Consider the following 18501-nt stretch of genomic DNA (forward strand, 5'->3'; position numbering starts at 1 on the left):
TCTGTACCAATGCAAATCCGATCAAATCTAATTATTTGATTTCGGCTAGGGAAATATTTACATAATTATATACTTTTTTCATTTTTTATGAAACAGCTATTTTTTCAGGAAATGTCAAAACTGTCGAGGTTGGGCCCTGGGAACGAAGCTTTATCGCAAGTATGAGCAATGGTGAGCGTCACGGCTAGCAACGCTTAGGTTGCTCCCTGTAACGGAATATATAGGTTCGCCTACCTCTTGATTCAGAAACATTTAAATTGTTAATGAGCGCTATTAAATTTTCTTTTAGATTACTTAAGCAGTGAGCCAGGGGTTAAAAACCTCTGGCTCACAGATGGACTAGCAGACTTTTAAGGCAGAGAAAATCTCAATTTTTGGGCTGGAAATCCAGAATTAAGCACCGCCCAGCACCCAATGCACCAAAGTCCGAACTCCAAAACCGGTAGCCCCAGGGCCATTGTAGCCATTTTCTTTGTCAGTCCAAACCGGGCCGGCAATATCTAAATGCGCCCAAGCAGTATCCTTTACAAACTGTTTCAAAAATAGCGCCGCCGTAATCGAACCGCCGGGACGTGGGCCAGTATTTTTCATGTCGGCGTGCAATGCTTTCAAGCCCTCAAAATATTTTTCTTCCATCGGCATTCGCCAAAATTTTTCGCCTGCCAATTCTGATGCGGCGACTATTTCGGCAGCGACGCTATCTTGAGGACTCCACAAACCCGCGATATCGTCGCCTAAAGCAATTACGCAGGCCCCGGTTAGAGTTGCTAAATCGACAATCGCGTCAACTCCCAATTTATCAGCAAATACCAAAGCATCAGCCAGGGTTAAACGACCTTCAGCGTCGGTATTGTTGACTTCAATTGTTTTGCCGTTGGAAGCTGTAAGGATGTCTCCAGGGCGCATGGCGCGGCCGCTAATCATGTTTTCTGTGACGGCGCTGATAAAGTGAACTTCTACATCGGGTTTGATGTGTCCGATCGCCTTTGCCGCTCCCAAAGTAGCCGCAGCGCCGCCCATATCTATTTTCATCATTTCAATGCCGCTGCCGGCACCTTTGATGTTCAAACCGCCGGAATCAAAGGTCAATCCTTTGCCCACAATTGCTATTTTGCGGCGCGGTGTGCCTTCGGGTTTGTAAGTTAAGTGGATGAATTTTGGCGGCAAGTCGGATGCTTTGGCAACGCCAAGAAAGGCTCCCATGCCGAGTTTTTCGCACTCTTCCTGCTCCAATATTTCTAATTCTAAACCGCATTCTGCAGCCAGACTCTGAGCGGTTTCTGCCATTGTAATCGGGGTGACAAAATTTGCCGGCGCTGCGACTAATTCGCGTGCTAAAATGACTCCGGCAGTGATTTGGCGGGCGCGGGCGATCGCACTTTCGGTACCGGCAAAACCGAGCAAATGAATTTGTTCGAGTTGCGGGCTTTTGTCTTCCTTTTCCGATTTGAAACGGTTGTCTTGATTTAGGGAGAGTTCTACACCTTCGGCGATGGCGCTTGCTGTAACATCCGGCGCGTTTTTCCACACCGGAAAGCTAATTCCGAGGGTTTTGCATTTCTCTTTTTTGGCTAGCTTGGCGCAAACGCCCGCAGCTTGCCGCACGGTGTCTAATTTTAAGTCCTCTGTTTTGCCCAAACCGACGAGCGCAATTTTGCGAATGGGATTATTGCCGCCGACGCGGGTGATGGCGCTCGTGCCCACTTTGCCCTTAAAATCTACTTCCAGTAGCAGCTCTTTCAAAGTGCCTGCAAGCTTTTCATCTAATTGTGCCAGATCGCCGGTGAGTTCCAGGGCGTCCTCAAATAGACCAATTGCCAGGGCGTCTCCCGTCCAAACAGAGCGGGGCGTATCGGTGACTAGAAATTCCATGTTTTGATTTACACTTTAGATTTTAGATTTTAGATTTTACTTTGTAGTGGGTGGTTTGTGGTTTTTCGTTGGTGCGGGTAAATAGATCGATCGCACAAATTTTCCGCTCCACATCAAAATAAATTCTGCTACTATATCAGCCAAGTCCGCCTGCGATCGGATCTTCCACCAATCTCAATCATCTGTTTGGGGGTCGGCTGTCCGTTTTTGCCCCACTCTTAACATTTATTTCTCGTTGAACAGGTATCCTGCCTGTGATGGCGTGGAACACCCATCCTGCCTGTGATAGCTCTGGACAAACGATCAGTTCTCTATATCTTATTCTCTTAAATTTTCCCATGTTAAAACGACGCCGGGCCCGATTTTCTGTTTTAATCAGCGTTTCAGTTTGCGTTATTGCGATCGGCTCTTTGGTTGCTGCGATGAAATGGATGGGTTTTGGCTCTGTCCAGAAGGCTCAGCAGCCCCTGAATGCAGCGAATTCCGAATCGGAAGTCAAGATGCTGGTATCGCTGTCACCGAGCGAGCGATCGGCAAAATTAGTTGAACTCGCAGCCAGTCAGTCTGAAAGTACGAACCCGCAGCAGCAAATCTCCCCTCAAAGCCGCGCCCGCTACCTGCTGGCCAGCGATTTAATCCAGCAAGGAAATGCGGCCAAAGCATTAAAATTATTGGACAAATTAGAGCAAGAATATCCGGTTTTAGCTGCTCACATTGCCCTAAAAAGAGCGGAAGCCTACCAATTGACCGGCGACAAAGGCAAAGCCCAAAAAGCTTGGCAGGAACTGCTCAAAAACTATCCAAACGACCCCGTAGCAGCGGAAGCTTTATATGTTTTAGGCAAGTCAAAACCGGAATATTGGCAACAGGCAATTACTGAATTTCCTGGTCATCCCCGCAGCGTAGAAATTGCCCTCCGCAAGTTAAAAGAAAATCCCAATCAGTCGCAGTTGATGCTGCTCGTAGCAAAACACGGTCATTATGTCAAAGACTACGGGACAATTTTGGAACAACTGGTGCAGCGAAACAGCGCCGCTTTGAAACCGGAAGATTGGGAACACATTGCCTTTGGCTATTGGGAAAAACAAGATTACGGCAAAGGAGCTATTGCTTACGGGAAAGCTCCCCGCAACGCCAAAAATCTTTACCGCAAAGCTCGCGGTTTGTGGCTAGACGGAAAAATCCCGGAATCGAGAATTGCCTATCAAGAATTAGTGCGGGAGTTTCCCGATGCCGAAGATACTGGTTTGGGTTTAATTCGGCTATCGCGGCTGAGCGAACCGAAAGAAGCGATCGTTTTGCTCGATCGAGTTATTAGCAAATTTCCCAATTATGCCCCCGAAGCTTTGTTAGATAAATCCCAACTTCTCGACAAAGCACGCAGCGGTCAATCCGCCTCAGATACCCGCAAGTTGCTCTTGACAAAATACAATAATTCTGATAAGGCAGGCGAATTGCGGTGGACGATCGCCCAGCAGTTTGCCAAAGGTGGAGATTTAAAATCAGCTTGGCAGTGGGCAAGAGAATTAACCACCCACAATCCCGACAGCGAACAAGCTCCCGAAGCCGCATTTTGGGTCGGGAAATGGGCACAGCAACTCGGCCGCCAACAAGACGCCAAGACTGCATTTGACTACACTATATTACGCTATCCAGAATCATATTTTGCATGGCGATCGGCTGTACTTCTCGGCTGGCCCGTAGGCGACTTTACAACAGTCCGAGATTTGTCTCCCAATGTAGTGCGGCCGCCTCAGCGCCCCGAACCAACCGCCGGTTCTCCTGCGTTGAAAGAACTCTATCAATTAGGTCAAGATAGGGATGCTTGGACGCTGTGGCAAGTAGAATTTATCGACCGCGTAGAACCAAGTATTGCCGAACAGTTTACCGACGGTTTAATGCGAGTAGGAGTTGGAGACAACTTAGACGGTTTGTGGATGGTTGGTAGTTTGCGGCAGCGCGATAAACCCGATGATAGAACCCAATACCTGGAACTCAGACAGCAACCGATTTATTGGCAAGCACTTTATCCTTTTCCTTACTTAGAAACCATTGTCAAATGGTCGCAAGAACGCCAACTAAATTCAGTATTAGTAACAGCATTAATCCGGCAAGAATCGCGGTTTATGCCCGCCATCAAATCATCAGTTGGCGCTACCGGTTTAATGCAAGTAATGCCGGAAACCGCAGCTTGGGTTGCCGCTCAAATCAGCCTCAAAAAGTATTCATTGGAGAATGTGGACGACAACGTTAAACTCGGTACGTGGTATTTGGATCACACTCACGACGAGTACAAGAATAACTCGATGTTAGCTGTGGCGAGTTACAATGCCGGGCCGAATGCAGTAGCAGATTGGTTGAAGAGGTTTAGTTTTAGTGACCCGGATGCTTTTGCGGAAAAGATTCCGTTTCCTGAAACGAAAGGATACGTAAAATCGGTGTTTGAGAATTACTGGAATTATCTGCGGATTTACAATCCAGAAGTTAATCAGTTAATGAGTGAGCATTATGCGGCTGCTCAGAAAAAAGCAAAGTGAATTATTGGTGGTGTGGGGGCGGGTTTATCTAAATTGTTGGTAATCGTTATATCTTTTTGGTGGAACCAGCCCCTACGAAACCATATTTTGTAGGGGCTGGTTCCACCAACTATAATCGCCCCAAACAAACAATCTCAAAAACCCGCCCCCACCCAACAAACAATCATCAGTAATTGACCGGAGATGATATCAGCGGCAGCCCAAGGAATCGCGAGTAGAAATCCCAGTTTGGGAATTAATACCGCTGGCTTTTGTGCACAATTCTTTAACTTGTGATCCGTCCATAATTGCATCAGTAAAGTCAGCGCCGGTGATATCAGCTCCCTCAAAAGTAGAACGCAGCAAAATTGTTTCCGCTAAAATTGCATCACTTAAATCGGCATTAGTAAATTTAACTTGATCTATCATTGCATTAGTTAAATTGGCACCGTGCAAATTCGCCTGAGTCATCACCGAAGCGCTCATAATTGCTCCCCGCAAATCGGCATTAGAAAAATTAGTCAAGTCCATATTAGCGTTAGAAAACTCGGCGGCGCGCAACATTTGACCAGAAAAATCGCGTCTTGTCAGTTCGGCGTTGCTAAAGGACAACGGCGGAGCGTAATATTTAGATTGAGCCAGCGCTGGCCGCGGCAGGATGAAGAAAGTTAGCGCCAAAAGGAATGCTGCTAGTTGCCGGATTTTCATAAGTCTGATATTCTCGCAAGGTGGGTATTTCGTAGTGTATCCCGAACTTTGGTCGATCGACTAAACAGTTACAATCTTAATTAATAGTGATGGAGATGGAAAAAAAGATATGCTAAGTTTTTTCTTAACTTGGATAGTAGCAGCAGTTTCGCTGATCATTACCGCTAACATTGTACCAGGTATTTCGGTGGTGAGCTTTCCGGCGGCGATGGTGGCTGCTGTTGTTATCGGATTGGTGAACGCGGTTGTCAGACCGATTCTTACATTGCTGACGCTACCTTTGACCATTATTACTTTAGGTTTGTTTTTATTCGTTGTGAATGCAATTTCGCTTTCCCTGGCTTCGTTGTTGGCGGGTGCGTTCAATATTGGCTTTGCGGTTAACGGTTTTTGGCCGGCTTTGTTTGGTTCGATTGTTTTGTCATTCGTTTCTGGGTTGATTGGTCGATTTGTGAATGCCAATACTTTGTCTCAGTAATACATTATCCCAGATACTCGATCGGGGAAACTGCAACCGCTACTGTTACCGCAGAACCCGCCCTAACCCCTCCTTGTGAAAGGGGGGGATTTTTGCTGCGAAATATTTGTTTAGGAACTAAGAGGGGATTTGAACCGCAGATAAACGCAGATGGACGCTGATGATTGATGGATATCTGCGTATATTCGCGTTCATCTGCGGTTAAATTTTCTTTTCTAACTGCACAAAGTGCCGCAGCTTCTGCTACGCTGGGCGTCCCGACTGCTTTTGCTGCAATATTTGAAGGATTGGGGACTTCTACGGAACTTAAAATTTCAGCCGCAAAAGTTTTTAACGGCCAATTTCGCTCTTGACAAAGTTCTAACAAGCCGACTTCACCTGCTTTAGTGTCTATTGTAGCAATACCTGCGATCGCACTTTCGGCTAAATGATAAGCACGGCATACTTGTTTAATCGCAGTTTCGATTAATTCTCGCCCTGTTTCGCGTTCGCAACCTATCCCTATCCACAACACTCTCGGATGCCACTGAACCTTTGGCAAAGAAGATTCGGGCGAAAATCTTCTCTGCGTGAAACTAATCCAAATTCTGGCTTTGATAGTTGATAGATTTTCCCCATCCCAATACAAAGAATGTTTTTCTGGCAGACTGTTTTGCCACAAAGTAGAACCAACTTCTTGAATTACTTCGACAGTTTCCCCTCTAGCAAGAGCCGCCGCCACTCCTGTCCAGTCACCTTCGCCCCGCCTCCAGCCGCTGGGAATGTCTAGCATATCTAAAGTAAATTCATCGCTCATTATTCAGTTATATATTCTGTAGTTTCACTGCAACGGCAATCTTAAAAAAAAATTAACACTCTGTTGAGTAAACTTCTTGGTATAATTGTAGCGCAAAATACAAAAAATTAAACATTTAAGATGGTAGAACTAAATCAGTTACTGTTAGAGTTTGAAAACAACCTCAAATGGGAAGGAGTGACAAAAGAATGGATAAATCGCCGGGAAAGTTGGGTTAGCGATGTGGCAGCATCAGTTAACCTGACATATCTAGCAGAATTGCTAGTAGAATTGGAATCTAACTTGCAGTGGGAATCGGTAGATATTCAGTGGCAAGAGCGTCGGAACCGTTGGGTAGAAGAATGTCTGGGAGCATCGATTGTTCAAGAAGTATCAAGTTTATTGCTGGAACTTGAAACCAATACAAATTGGGAAGCGGTGACCGATGAATGGCAGCAGAATCGCGAGAAATGGGTACAGGAAATGCACAAGTTGAAGCAGTAGTTGCGACGAGTCAGAGCCTGTAGATATGCGTTTTCAGGCTCTAAAATTTTCTCATAACTAATGAGTCAAGATTCATCTTTCTGCCAAACCCCATTCAGAAAAATATCAGCGAGTCCTTCAGCCATTTCCTGTAGCTGCCGAGAAGCATTCGGCTCCATAATAGTATTTTGCCTGAAGGGGGCGACTGAAAACATTCCCACAAATACCTGAGCGACAATTTTCGGATTCGTCTTTGGATAAACTTGTTTTTCCATCGCCGTTTCCCAAGAAAGCCTCAGCCACATATCTCCTTATAAAAAACCCACACTCTAAATTACTAAAATTTGTACAATCATAGCACAAACTGCAAACAATACCAAATTTAATATGGTAGAACTAAACCAATTACTGTTAGAGTTTCAAGCCCACCTAAGCAGGGACGCAGTGACGGAAGAATGGAAAGAACGTCGCGACTGTTGGATGAGCGAGGTGTCAGCAGCAAGTGACGAAAAACACCTAGCCAAATTGCTAGTTGAATTAGAATCAAATTTTCAGCGAGAAGCAGTACAAAGTCTCTGGAAAATGATCCGTGAAAGTTGGGTAGAAGAATGTCATATAGCATCGACTCTGGAAGAAGTATCAAGTCTATTGCTGGAACTTGAAAGCAATACAACTTGGGAAGTAGTGACGGATGACTGGCAGGATTATCGGGAGAAGTGGGTGCAAAAGATGTACGAATTTATAGAGTAATAATTCACTTAATCAAAATTCACTTTCATTGTGAAGGATGTTCCTCCTGTGCGGTTAATTGTCTCGCTTCCGTCAATTACTTTAAATCCACAGCGCTCGTACAAACTCAGGGCCCGATTTGAGCTTCTGACACTCAGGGAGACCGATCGATAAGAGACTTTTGCTGCTGACAACAAACGATCGAGCAACTGCGTTCCTACACCCTGATTTGTATATTCTGGAAGAACGGCGATCGCCAATTCCGGGATAGTATCGTCAACCCAGCCAAACCCCTTGTCATCCTCTGTAAACAAACGCAGCCAGGCGGCTCCTACTGGCTGGCTCCCGTTCAATTCGATTGCTGCGAAGCCCAAATCGCTTGCACGTCCCCAATTCTGGACATATTTCGCAATTAAAGGATGATTGACAACAGCTTGCACCGTTGATTCACCTTCTTCTGCCATGTGCGCCGCTTCATACAGCATTTGCCAGAGAAAAGGCTCGTCTTCCTGCGTTAGCGGCCGAATAGAATAGTGCAAAACTTTGCTCATAACAAGTTTTCCCTGTTGCCGTAATTATTCATCTTTCTGCAAAACCCCATTCAGAAAAATATCTGCGAGTCCTTCAGCCATTTCCTGCATTTCCTGCGGTGAAGCATTCGGCTCCATAATCGTATTTTGACTGAAACCTGCAACTGCAAACATTCCCAAAAATACCTGAGCGACAATCTTCGGATTCATCTTCCGATAAACTCCTTTTTCCATCGCTGTTTCAAAAAAAGCCTCAGCAACATCGCTCATTTTTCCGATGACTTCCAACTGAATTCTGTCGCGCAAATCCGGGTGAAATTGCGCCTCCAAAAAACACACCCGCATCATGTCGCTATTCTCGCGGATATTCAGCATCCGTCGCCGCATCACCTGAGCCACTGCTTTGTAACTGCCCATTTCGCTTAATTCAGTCAGCAAATCCGTCAGCAACTCCACCCATCCTTCTGTCGCCACCTCAATCAAAATCGCTTTTTTATTATCAAAATGCCGAAATAGCGTACCCTCGGCCACCCCCGCCGCCGCTGCTAAATCGCGAGTTGTCGTGCCGTCGTATCCGCTGCGGGCAAACAACCGCTGAGCGGCTTGTAAAATCCGCTTCTTGGTTTCTGTTTCAGAAGGAGGAGACTGATTAAAAATTCGCATGGCTTTGCAATCGGTAATTTGCGACTTGTAACTACGGGATCGGGACGGAATGGCTAAATAATGTTAAGTTTTAAGTTGTGCGCGGCTTTTATCCCAAACTTAAAACTCGTCGCCTGGCCCCAGACCTTTTTTGAGATTTGCTGTATCAGCCTAACATCTGGGGCGCAACAGATCGCTTATGCCTCCAAAAATCTTTATTCTTAAAAAAGAATCTCTGGCCACCGAGCACAAACATTTTTTTGTTTGACACTCCAAAATCTAAAATCTAAAATCTAAAATCGAATGACCCCGCAGTTCCAACAACCACGCGCGGCGAAGCTATCCCGTAGGGAATCGCCCGTGAGCCAAACTCGATTCATCGCCTCCCTGCTGGCCGCTGTACTGCTGTGGTGGGGCATTTCTCCCGAAATCGCCCTCGCCCGCCCCAACCCCGCTAGCGGCTCCCAAGCAGTCTCTGTTCAACCGTCGCTCGATCGAGTAATCAGCCAAGTCAGCGAATTTAAGCTCGACAACGGCATGAAATTCATCGTACTCGAAAGGCCCAGAGCTCCCGTAGCATCGTTTCTGATTCACGCCGATGTGGGTGGGGCAAACGAACCCGACGGTCAAACAGGTGTCGCTCACTATCTCGAACATTTAGCCTTCAAAGGCACGCCAAAAATCGGCACTACCGACTACCAAGCCGAAAAGCCGCTGCTAGAAAAACAAGACCAACTCTTCGAGCAAATGCAAGCAGCCAAGGCCAGCGGCAAAACTGAAGAAGTCGCCCAATTAAAAGCAGAATTTGACAAAGTTGAAGCCGAAGCTTCGCAATTTGTCAAGCGCAACGAACTCGGCAAAATAGTGGAACAAGCCGGCGGAGTCGGACTAAATGCTGCTACTTCCACCGACGCCACAATGTATTTTTACAGCCTTCCAGCTAATAAGTTAGAAATGTGGATGTCGCTGGAATCAGAGCGATTTCTAGAACCAGTATTTCGGGAATTTTACAAAGAAAAACAGGTAATTTTAGAAGAGCGCAGGCTGCGAACTGAGAATTCTCCGATCGGACAAATGGTTGAAGCTTTTGCCAACAAAGCTTTCTCTGTTCATCCCTACCGCCGCCCTGTAATTGGCTACAGTGAAGACATTAAAAACCTCACCCGCAGCGACGTGCAGAAGTTTTTCGATACTCACTATGTCCCCAGCAAGCTGACTGTGGCGGTGGTAGGAGACGTGAAAGCTTCGGAGGTGAAGCGACTCGCTCAAATTTATTTCGGCCGTTACAAGGCTTCACCAGCGCCTCCAGAATTGCAACTTGTCGAACCTCCCCAAACGCAAACTAAGGAAGTCACGCTGCAATTAAAAACTCAACCTTGGTATTTGGAAGGATACCACAAACCGGCGATGAATCATCCCGACAATGCGATTTATGAAATGATTGGTTCTTTGCTCAGCGATGGCCGCACTTCTCGGCTTTACAAATCTTTGGTAGAAGAGCAGCAATTGGCGCTGGCGGCTCAAGGTTTCAGCGGTTATCCGGGGGAAAAGTATCCGAATTTGATGTTATTTTACGCTCAAACTGCTCCGGGCCGCACCGTTGATGAAGTAGCTGCAGCTTTGAGCAAGGAAATCGATCGCCTGAAAACAGAGCCGGTTTCTGCTTTGGAATTGGAGCGAGTGAAAACTCAGGCGAGAGCCGATTTGTTGCGATCGCTCAATTCTAATATGGGCATGGCATTTGCGCTGGTGGACTATCAAGTAAATACCGGTTCGTGGCGAAATTTGTTCAAGGAATTGGATGCGATCGCGGCTGTTACTCCCGCTGACATTCAGCGTGTCGCTCAGGCAACTTTCCGCCCGGAAAATCGCACGATTGGTAAGCTTTTGCCACTGTAACCAGAAGGAAGAAGGAAAAAGGAAGAAGGAAGAAGGAAGAAGGAAGAAGGAAGACTCGTTTCCAGGCTCTGCCTGGGAACGCATATCCGCAACGCTCTGCCTCGAATTGTCAACTTATGAAATAAAGGAAGAAGGAAAAAGGAAGAAGGCTCTTCTGCTTCGCTCAGGGTAAAAAGAGGGAAGCAGAAAGAGGGAATAAACAGTCGTTTCCAGGCTCTGCCTGGGAACGCATATCCGCGAGGCTCTGCCTCGAATTGTCAAATTAGGAAACATTGGAGAAAGAATGAAAAGGACTAAATTGAGACTGAAAAAAGTAAAGTTATTTCTGCTATCGCTTTGCTTTTTTACTGTTTCACTTGGCACGTTTAATTTGTTACCTTCCTTTGCGGCGGCACCCAAACACTACGACGAATTAACATTTCCGCCGCTGGCTGAAATTAAACTGCCTAAATACACTCGCTTCGAGCTGAAAAATGGCATCCGGGTGTATCTGATGGAAGACCGGGAACTCCCGTTAGTTGGGGGAACGGCGCTATTTCGCACGGGCGAACGCTTTGAACCTGCCGATAAAATTGGATTGGGAGGTTTGACGGGAGAAGTGATGCGAACTGGCGGCACGAGCCGGCATACGGCTGATGAATTAAATCAGTTGCTAGAACAGCGAGCTGCGTCGGTAGAAACGGGGATTGATGTTACTTCTGGCAGCGCTAATTTTAGTGCTTTAGCTGAAGATTTGGAACCCGTGTTTGACTTATTTGCAGAAGTGATTCGGGAGCCAATATTTGCTAAGGAAAAGTTAGATTTAGCGAAGAACCAAACTCAAGGTGCGATCGCCCGCCGCAATGACGATCCTGACGATATTACCGGCCGCGAGTTTCAAAAATTAATTTACGGAGATCGCAGTCCTTACGCGCGCACGGTAGAATACAAAACCCTCGCGAATATTTCCCGCGACGATTTGGTGAGTTTCTACCAGAAATATTTCCATCCCAAGAATATGATTTTGGGTATTTCTGGCGATTTTGATACAGCTAAAATGCGATCGCAGATCGAGCAAAAATTCGGCAACTGGCAACCGAGTCAAAGTGCAGAAGTGCCACCCTTACCAACGGTAGCGCCAGCAAATCAAGGTGGCATATTTTTGGTAAATCAGCCGCAATTAAGTCAAAGTTACGTGCAAATGGGCCATTTGGGCGGAATGCTTAGCAGTCCAGATTACGGTGCTTTGGACGTGATGAATGGGGTTCTCAACGGTTTTGGCGGGCGTTTGTTTAATAATGTGCGATCGCGCCAAGGTTTAGCTTATTCAGTGTACGCCGCTTGGAGTCCGAGATATGACTATCCAGGGGTGTTTGTCGCAGGAGGCCAAACGCGATCGGACGCAACAGTACCGTTTATCCAGGCAATTCGCGCCGAGATCGATCGTATCCGCACCGAACCAATTACCCCGGAAGAATTAGCTTTTGCTAAAGATTCCACCCTGAATTCTTTCATCTTCAAATTTGAAAGTCCCAGTCAAACTTTGTCGCGATTAATGCGCTACGAATACTACGGTTATCCCGAAGATTTCATTTTTCGCTACCGCCGCAGCATCGAAGCAGCAACAATTGCCGACGTGCAGCGCGTAGCTCAGACTTACTTGAAACCGGAAAATTTGGTAACGCTAGTAGTGGGAAATACGGAGGGGATTCAACCGCCGTTATCGAGTTTGGGAAGTTCGGTAAAAGTGCAATCAGTTGATATCACGATTCCCTCGGCGACTTAATCGGTAAAAAAGGCTTGCATTCCTCTCTTTTCAGGTAGGGAGACGGGCTTTCGCTCATTGGTGTCAACTTCAGCCTAAAACCCTTGATAAATATCGCTTTTAGCTGAGTCTATATCCCCCTAAATCCCCCTGGTTGTTGGGGGACTTTGAGAATATTCTTGTCCCCCCCTTATTAAGGGGGGCTAGGGGGGATCGAGGCTTAATCGTCCGACAGCAGACTGATACTACGTTTGACGTTAAGTTGACACCAATGGGCTCTTGGAGTGTCCCTACGTTTTGCTAAAAATCAATACTCAAAGGCGCTCTCGGAAACGGAATCACATCGCGAATATTCCCCATTCCCGTCATAAACTGCACCAACCGCTCAAATCCCAGACCAAACCCAGCGTGAGGCACAGTACCGTAGCGGCGCAAATCCAAATACCACCACAATTCCTCCTTATTCATACCCTGCGCTTCCATGCGCCGCTCCAACACATCCAGCCTTTCTTCCCGCTGCGAACCGCCAATTATTTCCCCAATATTAGGAGCCAAAACATCCATTGCTCGCACCGTTTTCTCGTCATCGTTTAAACGCATATAAAATGCTTTAATCCCGACGGGATAATCGCTGACAATTGTCGGCTTTTTAAACAAGTCCTCAGCCAAATAACGCTCGTGTTCCGACTGCAAATCTAAACCCCAACTGACCGGAAAATCAAACTTTTTGTCTGCTTTTTCCAAAAGTGCGATCGCCTCCGTATAAGTAATCCGCTCAAACTGATTATTAATGATATTTTCAGCAGTCGCCAAAACCGTTTTGTCAATGCGCTCATTGAAAAACTCCATATCTTCCGGGCAACGATCCAAAACGTATTTAAAAATGTACTTTAAAAACGCCTCAGCCAAATCCATATCTCCCTGCAAATCGCAGAAAGCCATTTCCGGTTCAATCATCCAAAACTCAGCCAAATGTCGCGAAGTATTAGAATTTTCTGCTCGGAAAGTAGGGCCAAAAGTGTAAACATTTCCGAAAGCCATCGCCATAACTTCCGCTTCCAACTGGCCACTAACTGTTAAATAAGCGCGCTTTCCAAAAAAGTCTTTAGCATAATCAACCTCTTGCGAATCAGTGCGCGGCACATTCTTTAAATCAAAATTTGTAACAGCGAACATTTCCCCCGCACCTTCGCAGTCGCTAGCAGCAATAATCGGAGTGTGAACCCACAAAAAACCGCGTTCTTGAAAAAATTGGTGTACCGCCGCCGAACAAGCATTGCGGACTCGAAAGACAGCACCGTGGGTGTTTGTGCGCGGCCGCAAATGCGCGATTGTCCGCAAGAATTCAAAGGAATGCCGCTTTTTTTGCAACGGATAAGTTTGCGGGTCTGCATCACCGTAAACTTGTACTTGTGAGGCTTTTAACTCCATTCGCTGTCCCTTCGCCGGAGATGCTACCAGCACTCCCGACACTTCTAGAGATGCACCTGTATTCAGTTGTTTCAGTACCTTTTCAAAGTCTGGCAAATCGGAATTTATGACTACTTGCAAGTTAGCCATCGCCGAACCATCGTTGATTTCGACAAAGGCAAATTCTTTCAATTCGCGCTTAGTGCGAACCCAGCCTTGAACAGTTACAGTTTCGTCGGGTTCACCTGCGCGCAAAATTACTGCTATTCGTTGATTTGTCATATCCACTCCTGTTTATTTAATATTTTGCACCATATTTCTCTCTTTTCTCTTCCTCTGCGCCCTCTGCGCCCTCTGCGGTAAATAAAAAAATCAAAAATCCCAACATTGTTCAACCTGCATAGGATTTCAAAATCCAACCGATCAAAATACCGAGTCCCCCAAAGCGAACTGCTTGCCAAAAAGGTTGTTTTATGCTTCCCCAAGAAAACAGGCTGCTTTCTAAATTCAACTCGATAGTTTCCAATTCTTGCTCAATTTCCCGCAATTCTTTTTTGAGTTGCGGCAAGGGATTTCGGCGCCCCGACTGGCGGATTTCTTCGCGCCGATGGCCGAGTTCGACTTGGCGCTGTCGATCGACCTGAATTTGAGTGTACCGTTCTTTGACTGCCGCGAGCGATCGCTCCACTGCTGCGATCGCTTGAACAAACTCACTTTCTTGCTCTTCGGGATTTAACTCTGACGGCTGTTGAGGCATTTCGATCTGCAAACCTGACAATAATAATAAAAAAACCGATTTCCAATTAAGTTGTTATTATATGCAGTATATTTTCTAAATTAACGAACTCTAGCCAAATAGACATAAGTATAGCAACTCGAACGGCATTTAAAACGTTTTTAATTGCTGAAACCATTGATTTTATCGCATTTTCCTTCTTCCTTCTTCCTTCTTCCTTCTTCCTTACCACCTATGCTTGAAACTACACAAACAACCCAAACTGTCAACCTCAACGAGCTGAGCACGGTAGAACTAGCCCAAGCTCTAGCCGCGCGCCTCGCCATCCACGAAAAAGATTGGCACCGCCTCAAAGCCAACCGTTCTGCGCGGGCTGCAGAGCAAGCCGCAGCCGCTTTGGTCTTTTTGCTCAAAAAACAGCCCGAAGAAGCTCTCCCGCGCTTAAACCAAGCAGCAGGATGGCTGGATCGATCGATATCGGCTCCTCCCTGTCCCACCCACGGCAAATAATTTTGAGTTTTGAGTCTTGAGTTTTGGCTTGATTAGTCGCTCAAAAATTAGACAATCGCGCCGCTCGATCGAGCAGCGCGATTGTGAGTTCAAAAGATTTATACTTTTTTAACTCAAAACTCACATTTTGCATTATGATCAGCTATCAATAGCCAGAGCGTTCAAATTCTCACTCCCAGCTTCAGCCCGGAAAGGAAAAAATTTCCAGCTCTAGCTGAGGTGAAAACTGCTGCTTTCATAGCGGTGCTAGCGAAAGCGAGGCAGTCGGTAGCGACTGGGAAGTTCTTTGCACAGCCGTAACTCTGTACCTTGAGAATTCCACTCTACCCGATCGAATATTTGGTAAAGAATAAACAAGCCCCTACCGCATTCCTGTTCCACATGAGGTAGTCCAGAGTTATCTGCAACGTCCTCTGCTAGGAGATTGTCGCAATCATCGGTATAAAGGTTACAACTGCAAGGAGCTTTAAAGCCAGAACCTTCATCCGATATCACCCACCAATATTGGTTTTGGACGATGGAAAAACGGACTCCAACAGTTTTAGCGGGGTCTAATTTGTTTCCATGCTTAGCAGCATTTACCAAAGCTTCTTGAAGCCCCAACCGCAATTCCGCTTGCCAGTAATCTGGCACCTCTGCTAGGAGCAGATCCAAAATAGGACAAAGGTATAGAGTAGAAGCGAAGCTAATCGTAATCCAATTGCGTCCGACGGGACGAGGTGAAGTAGCAATCACTCAGAAAACTCCCTAACTTTCAGGTGGATCAAGTTCACACCCTGCATAGTTGGCTCCCTAATATTCAAAATGCTAATTAATTGAGCGGCGCAGCTCTACTTCTATATTAGAGTATCAAAGCAATTAAGAACAGCAAACAACGTCACAAAATATTCAGCGATTCTGAGAAACTTCTGCAGAGAACCATCAGTAATTTTACTTATAACTTCTCCCAGCCACGAAATTTTTGAGCTCGGCTTTTGCCAACTCGCAACCAAACGGTTCGCTGCATCCCCCAAGCCGTCAACACCTCTTCCACAAACGATCCCCACCTGGAAAACCTCGGAAATAACTATAAAAAAGTCGATCCCTTGACGATCGCCAATCAGATCCGACCCTCGCAGCCAAGCTTTGCACCCATCGCCGCAGAGCTATCTCTTACCGCCACACAGCACAATCATCATACCTAGGTATGTTGCAGCCAAAACCCGATTTATTTTCCCAAATGCGATCGGGCAAAACATCTCCCATTGCTGCGACCCTCACAAAATCAATATTCGTTACAAAACTTATTAATCCTGAGTGCGTAAGATCGCCAGATCCCAACTCGCTCACATTGACGAATCCTTTGCTAGCGGAACCCCGGCGCGGATGCCAAACTTTATAAATCTGAGCGTCGCGATACAATAGTTAAAGTAAATAATTATTTCTTTACATCATGCAAACAACCCCAGCCATCACCGCAGCCCCCATAGCTGGCACTTACTGGCAGTGGCGAGGGCATTCAGTATACTACGTTCGATCCAGCGATCGGCATCCAGAACGCCCTCCCCTGCTGTTAATTCACGGTTTTGGAGCCTCCACAGACCACTGGCGCAAAAATATCAGCGGGCTGAGCAAAGACTTTGAAGTGTGGGCGATCGACCTTTTGGGATTCGGGCGATCGGCAAAACCCGAATTGCAGTACAGCGGCGACCTTTGGCGCGACCAACTCCACGACTTTATCACCAACATCATCGGCCGACCAGCCGTACTAGCCGGCAACTCCCTCGGAGGCTACGCCGCCTTGTGTGTAGCAGCCCAGCGCCCCGAATCAGCAGCCGGACTCATATTAATCAACAGCGCCGGCCCCTTCAGCGAACCGCAGCCCGCACCCGAAGCCCCGCCCTTGCAAAAAGCCATATCTGCAGTAGCTAAAACCTTATTTCAGCAAGATTGGGCAAGTTTTCTGCTGTTCCAGTACGTGCGCCAGCGATCGACAATTCGGAAAACCCTAGAAAAAGTTTATCTCGACCAAAGCGCCGTCACAGACCAATTAGTAGAAGAAATTTACCAACCATCCTGCGATCCCGGTGCCCCCAAAGTATTCGCATCCGTATTCCGAACACCCCAAGGCGAAAAAATTGACGTATTACTTAGTCAATTAACCTGCCGCTTGCTAATGCTGTGGGGAGAAGGCGATCCGTGGATGAATTCCACAGAAAGAAGCGCCAAATTTCGCAAACACTATCCGCAGTTAACAGAACACTTTATCAAAGCAGGTCACTGTCCCCACGACGAAGTACCAGAACAGATAAACGAACTGATTCGCGCATGGATAATTGACCAATAATCGATCGGCACATAGATAATTTTCTCCCGGCCCTCTCCTCCCTCGGAGAGGGGGAAAATTATCTGATTTGCAGTAAAATTTTATGTATTGTGCCAACACAAACGCGGTTAATTTCTCTCATATATTCTGAGGAGACGGAAACAATGACCCGCAAAAAGACTCGCCGCAATTTTATATTGAGCAGTATAGCTGTTGCCAGCGGCATTGCAGGTGCTAAGGCGATCGAACAGCAGGATCGGGAAATCGCAGCCGCACCCAATAACAAGGCTGCCGCCACAGTAAAAATGCCCGAACGGCTGTTAGGCAACACCGGGGTGAAAGTGCCGATTTTCGGTTTGGGGGGGGCCGGACAAACACCGCTGTCACAGCCGGGAAGAGAAGCAGAAGCGGCGGTACAAATTGAACGCGCGATCGAACTAGGCATTCGCTATTTTGACACGGCGGCCGAGTACGGGCCCAGCGAAGAAAACTTAGGCAAAGTTTTGCCACCATATCGATCGCGCCTATTCCTAGCCACAAAAACCTCCGCCAGAGACAGAGACGGCGCGTGGAGAGACTTAGAGCGATCGCTCAAAAGATTGAAAACCGATCGGCTAGACTTGTGGCAACTCCACCACGTCTCATTCCAAGCCGAGTTAGACCAAATTTTCAGTGCCAAAGGAGCAATAAAGGCGATCGAAGAAGCCAAACAGCAAAAAATAATTCGTTTTTCCGGCATTACCGGACACCACGAACCTGCTATCATTGCAGCAGGCTTGGAGCGCTATCCTTTCGACACAACATTAATCTCCCTAAACGCCGCCGAAAAACACCACCCGCGCTCCTTTGTTACCAGCGCTTTACCAGTTGCCAAAGCCAAAAACATCGGCGTCATAGCCATGAAAATACCAGCTTACGGCAAATTATTTCAGAACGGTGTTTTAGATGGAATGCACCAAGCAATGGGCTACACGCTTTCACTTCCCGGCGTGCACTGCTGCGTCATCGCCGCCGAGTCAGTAAAGCAATTAGAAGAAAACTTCAAAGTCGCCCAAGCATTCAAACCTTTGAACCAAACAGAAATGGCAGCACTTGAAAAACGCACCGCCGCCGCTTGGCAAGAAAATACATTTTTCCGACAGTGGACTTAGAGCTGATGTTGGG

At 46.7% G+C, this 18501-nt stretch carries 19 protein-coding genes; 10 read left to right on the plus strand and 9 right to left on the minus strand.

Annotation, left to right across the window (positions count from 1 at the left end):
• Nucleotides 1-393: 393 nt before the first annotated feature.
• Nucleotides 394-1872: a leucyl aminopeptidase gene (locus QUB77_RS11775; protein WP_333170433.1), complete on the minus strand. Its 1479-nt coding sequence runs from the start codon at nt 1870-1872 to the stop codon at nt 394-396.
• A 338-nt stretch (nt 1873-2210) separates the two neighbouring features.
• On the opposite strand from QUB77_RS11775, the gene QUB77_RS11780 reads away from it, so the two are divergent.
• The gene (locus QUB77_RS11780; RefSeq protein WP_333170432.1) at nt 2211-4409 is read left to right on the plus strand and encodes a transglycosylase SLT domain-containing protein; all 2199 of its coding nucleotides are present in this window, start codon (nt 2211-2213) and stop codon (nt 4407-4409) included.
• A gap of 189 nt (nt 4410-4598) precedes the next feature.
• On the opposite strand, the gene QUB77_RS11785 is transcribed toward QUB77_RS11780, so the two are convergent.
• On the minus strand, nt 4599-5096 hold the full coding sequence (locus tag QUB77_RS11785) for a pentapeptide repeat-containing protein (protein ID WP_333170431.1): 498 nt from the start codon (nt 5094-5096) through the stop codon (nt 4599-4601).
• Nucleotides 5097-5205: 109 nt separating this feature from the next.
• Between QUB77_RS11785 and QUB77_RS11790 the strand changes: the two genes are divergently transcribed.
• Nucleotides 5206-5574, plus strand: coding sequence for a phage holin family protein (locus tag QUB77_RS11790; RefSeq protein ID WP_333170430.1), 369 nt, complete (start codon nt 5206-5208; stop codon nt 5572-5574).
• A 4-nt stretch (nt 5575-5578) separates the two neighbouring features.
• Here the strand turns inward: QUB77_RS11790 and QUB77_RS11795 are convergent, their stop codons facing one another.
• Entirely contained in the window at nt 5579-6370 is a 792-nt protein-coding gene (locus QUB77_RS11795) for a cobalamin biosynthesis protein (RefSeq protein ID WP_333170429.1), read from the minus strand.
• A gap of 120 nt (nt 6371-6490) precedes the next feature.
• Between QUB77_RS11795 and QUB77_RS11800 the strand changes: the two genes are divergently transcribed.
• The gene (locus QUB77_RS11800) at nt 6491-6853 is read left to right on the plus strand and encodes a hypothetical protein (protein ID WP_333170428.1); all 363 of its coding nucleotides are present in this window, start codon (nt 6491-6493) and stop codon (nt 6851-6853) included.
• A 65-nt stretch (nt 6854-6918) separates the two neighbouring features.
• Here the strand turns inward: QUB77_RS11800 and QUB77_RS11805 are convergent, their stop codons facing one another.
• A complete protein-coding gene (locus tag QUB77_RS11805) occupies nt 6919-7137 on the minus strand; it encodes a hypothetical protein (RefSeq protein WP_333170427.1) in 219 nt (72 codons plus the stop codon).
• Nucleotides 7138-7219: 82 nt separating this feature from the next.
• Between QUB77_RS11805 and QUB77_RS11810 the strand changes: the two genes are divergently transcribed.
• Nucleotides 7220-7582, plus strand: coding sequence for a hypothetical protein (locus QUB77_RS11810; RefSeq protein WP_333170426.1), 363 nt, complete (start codon nt 7220-7222; stop codon nt 7580-7582).
• Between the two features lie 8 nt (nt 7583-7590).
• Here the strand turns inward: QUB77_RS11810 and QUB77_RS11815 are convergent, their stop codons facing one another.
• Both QUB77_RS11815 and QUB77_RS11820 read right to left on the minus strand, forming a co-directional pair.
• A complete protein-coding gene (locus QUB77_RS11815) occupies nt 7591-8112 on the minus strand; it encodes a GNAT family N-acetyltransferase (protein ID WP_333170425.1) in 522 nt (173 codons plus the stop codon).
• Nucleotides 8113-8136: 24 nt separating this feature from the next.
• On the minus strand, nt 8137-8754 hold the full coding sequence (locus QUB77_RS11820; RefSeq protein ID WP_333056383.1) for a helix-turn-helix domain-containing protein: 618 nt from the start codon (nt 8752-8754) through the stop codon (nt 8137-8139).
• 282 nt (nt 8755-9036) lie between these two features.
• Here QUB77_RS11820 and QUB77_RS11825 point away from each other — a divergent pair, with 282 nt between their 5' ends.
• Together QUB77_RS11825 and QUB77_RS11830 are read left to right on the plus strand one after the other, a co-directional pair.
• Nucleotides 9037-10632 carry a pitrilysin family protein gene (locus QUB77_RS11825; RefSeq protein ID WP_333170424.1) on the plus strand — a complete coding sequence of 532 codons (1596 nt, stop codon included), beginning with the start codon at nt 9037-9039 and terminating at the stop codon, nt 10630-10632.
• 283 nt (nt 10633-10915) lie between these two features.
• Nucleotides 10916-12397, plus strand: coding sequence for a pitrilysin family protein (locus QUB77_RS11830; RefSeq protein ID WP_333170423.1), 1482 nt, complete (start codon nt 10916-10918; stop codon nt 12395-12397).
• Nucleotides 12398-12676: 279 nt separating this feature from the next.
• Here QUB77_RS11830 and asnS read toward each other — a convergent pair whose 3' ends face one another.
• Nucleotides 12677-14068 (minus strand): asparagine--tRNA ligase, encoded by a 1392-nt coding sequence (gene asnS, locus QUB77_RS11835; RefSeq protein WP_333170422.1) that lies wholly within the window; start codon nt 14066-14068, stop codon nt 12677-12679.
• A gap of 109 nt (nt 14069-14177) precedes the next feature.
• On the minus strand, nt 14178-14543 hold the full coding sequence (locus QUB77_RS11840; protein WP_333099811.1) for a DUF2203 domain-containing protein: 366 nt from the start codon (nt 14541-14543) through the stop codon (nt 14178-14180).
• Between the two features lie 213 nt (nt 14544-14756).
• On the opposite strand from QUB77_RS11840, the gene QUB77_RS11845 reads away from it, so the two are divergent.
• Nucleotides 14757-15032 (plus strand): DUF6439 family protein, encoded by a 276-nt coding sequence (locus QUB77_RS11845; RefSeq protein WP_333170421.1) that lies wholly within the window; start codon nt 14757-14759, stop codon nt 15030-15032.
• A gap of 246 nt (nt 15033-15278) precedes the next feature.
• On the opposite strand, the gene QUB77_RS11850 is transcribed toward QUB77_RS11845, so the two are convergent.
• Entirely contained in the window at nt 15279-15767 is a 489-nt protein-coding gene (locus QUB77_RS11850) for an anti-sigma regulatory factor (RefSeq protein WP_333170420.1), read from the minus strand.
• A 239-nt stretch (nt 15768-16006) separates the two neighbouring features.
• On the opposite strand from QUB77_RS11850, the gene QUB77_RS11855 reads away from it, so the two are divergent.
• The 3 genes from QUB77_RS11855 (at nt 16007) to QUB77_RS11865 (ending at nt 18488) form a co-directional block, all read left to right on the plus strand.
• Entirely contained in the window at nt 16007-16216 is a 210-nt protein-coding gene (locus QUB77_RS11855; protein WP_333170419.1) for a hypothetical protein, read from the plus strand.
• Between the two features lie 248 nt (nt 16217-16464).
• Nucleotides 16465-17358: an alpha/beta fold hydrolase gene (locus QUB77_RS11860; RefSeq protein WP_333170418.1), complete on the plus strand. Its 894-nt coding sequence runs from the start codon at nt 16465-16467 to the stop codon at nt 17356-17358.
• A 143-nt stretch (nt 17359-17501) separates the two neighbouring features.
• Nucleotides 17502-18488 (plus strand): aldo/keto reductase, encoded by a 987-nt coding sequence (locus tag QUB77_RS11865; protein ID WP_333170417.1) that lies wholly within the window; start codon nt 17502-17504, stop codon nt 18486-18488.
• Nucleotides 18489-18501 lie beyond the last annotated feature (13 nt).

Source organism: Microcoleus sp. AT9b-C3 (assembly GCF_036705485.1).
GTDB lineage: Bacteria > Cyanobacteriota > Cyanobacteriia > Cyanobacteriales > Microcoleaceae > Microcoleus.